At 50.7% G+C, this 2,534-nt stretch carries 1 rRNA gene (running past one end of the window); it reads left to right on the top strand.

The features are described from left to right. Window positions 1-2,487: ribosomal RNA gene (locus tag RUM_RS00295) — 23S ribosomal RNA — on the top strand; it begins 346 nt to the left of the window's first position. Window positions 2,488-2,534: the final 47 nt, after the last annotated feature.

Raw genomic sequence — 2,534 nt, forward strand, 5'->3', positions numbered from 1 at the left:
AAGCATACCGAAGAACGTGAAAGTCGTGTAGGTGAAAAGAAAGCTGAGCGAGCAGGATCCAGAGTACCGCCGGACACGTGAAACCCGGTGGGAAGTCGGGGGGACCACCCTCCAAGCCTAAATACTACCCAATGACCGATAGCGAATAGTACTGTGAAGGAAAGGTGAAAAGAACCCCGGGAGGGGAGTGAAATAGAACCTGAAACCCTGTGCTTACAAGCACCGAGAGCACGTCAATGTGTGATCGGGTACCTTTTGTAGAATGGTCCGGCGAGTTATCGTATGTAGCAAGGTTAAGGACTTCAGGTTCGGAGCCGCAGCGAGAGCGAGTCTGAATAGGGCGATCAGTTGCATGCGATAGACCCGAAACCGAGTGACCTAGCCATGTCCAGGATGAAGTGGAGGTAAAACTCCATGGAGGTCCGAACCGACCCCCGTTGAAAAGGTGGCGGATGAGGTGTGGCTAGCGGAGAAATTCCAATCGAACTCGGATATAGCTGGTTCTCTCCGAAATAGCTTTAGGGCTAGCGTTGTATATGATTCTTGGAGGTAAAGCACTGAATGGGCTAGGGGCCGAAAGGTTACTGAACCTTATCAAACTCAGAATGCCAAAGAATATGAGTACAGCAGTCAGACTACGTGAGATAAGTCTCGTGGTCAAAAGGGAAACAGCCCAGACCCACAGCTAAGGTCCCTAAATAGGTTTAAGTGGAAAAGGATGTGGGGTTGCACAGACAACCAGGATGTTGGCTTAGAAGCAGCCACTCATTAAAAGAGTGCGTAATAGCTCACTGGTCGAGTGACCCTGCGCCGAAAATTCAACGGGGCTAAAATCTATACCGAAGCTTGGGATTGACAGCAATGTCAGTGGTAGGAGAGCGTTGTATAAGGGATGAAGTCAGAGCGGAAGCGCTGGTGGACTTTATACAAGTGAGAATGCCGGAATGAGTAGCGAGAATTATGTGAGAATCATAATGGCCGAAAGTCTAAGGTTTTAGGAGGAAGGTTCGTCCGCTCCTAGTAAGCCGGGAGCTAAGGTGAGGCCGAAAGGCGTAGCCGATGCACATACGGTAGAAATTCCGTAGCTTCCAAAAGATTTAAGCATGGGGACACTTTGAAAGGGTTCAGCCGAGTGATGGTTACCTCGGTCGTAAGGACTTGCAATTGGGCAGGGATTGAACTTGGACAAAGGCGAGAAAAGCCATGTGTATATCTGAGGAACCCGTACCGCAAACCGACACAGGTAGATAGGAAGAGAATTCTAAGGCCAACGGGAGAAGGGTTGTTAAGGAACTCGGCAAGTTGACCCCGTAACTTCGGGAGAAGGGGTGCTCTGAAAAGAGCCGCAGAGAATAGGCCCAAGCGACTGTTTAGCAAAAACACAGCTCTATGCTAAATCGAAAGATGACGTATATGGGGTGACACCTGCCCGGTGCCGGAAGGTTAAGAGGAGGCGTGAGAGCGCTGAATTGAAGCCCCGGTAAACGGCGGCCGTAACTATAACGGTCCTAAGGTAGCGAAATTCCTTGTCAGGTAAGTTCTGACCCGCACGAATGGTGTAACGATTTGGGCACTGTCTCAACAACCCGCCCGGCGAAATTGTAGTACCGGTGAAGATGCCGGTTACCCGCGACTAGACGGAAAGACCCCATGGAGCTTCACTGTAGCTTAATATTGAGTTTCGGTATTTCATGTACAGGATAGGTGGGAGACTGGGAAATACGGGCGTCAGCTTGTATGGAGTCAACCTTGGGATACCACTCTTGGAGTGCTGGAATTCTAACCTGCGGCCATGAATCTGGTCGGGGGACATTGTTAGGTGGGCAGTTTGACTGGGGCGGTCGCCTCCAAAAAGGTAACGGAGGCGCTCAAAGGTTCGCTCAGCATGGATGGAAACCATGCCTCTGAGTGTAAACGCAAAAGCGAGCCTAACTGCGAGACTGACGGGTCGAGCAGTAACGAAAGTTGGAGTTAGTGATCCGGCGGTATGTGAGTGGAAATGCCGTCGCTCAACGGATAAAAGCTACCCTGGGGATAACAGGCTGATCTCCCCCAAGAGTCCACATCGACGGGGAGGTTTGGCACCTCGATGTCGGCTCATCGCATCCTGGGGCTGTATTCGGTCCCAAGGGTTTGGCTGTTCGCCAATTAAAGCGGTACGCGAGCTGGGTTCAGAACGTCGTGAGACAGTTCGGTCCCTATCTGTCGTGGGCGTAGGATATTTGAAAGGCGCTGTCCCTAGTACGAGAGGACCGGGATGGACGCACCTCTGGTGCACCAGTTGTCACGCCAGTGGCACAGCTGGGCAGCTATGTGCGGAACGGATAAACGCTGAAAGCATCTAAGCGTGAAGCCGCCCTTAAGATAAGATATCCCATCTCTTTAAGAGAGTAAGACCCCTCAAAGACTATGAGGTTGATAGGCTTACTGTGTAAGCATGGTGACATGTTTAGCTTGCAAGTACTAATCGGTCGAGGGCTTTTCCTTTTGTTTGCGTTCTTTTTCACTTCCCCTTTCTTTGTTGTTCAATTTTT

The sequence above is a fragment of the Ruminococcus champanellensis 18P13 = JCM 17042 genome (assembly GCF_000210095.1).
GTDB lineage: Bacteria > Bacillota > Clostridia > Oscillospirales > Ruminococcaceae > Ruminococcus_F > Ruminococcus_F champanellensis.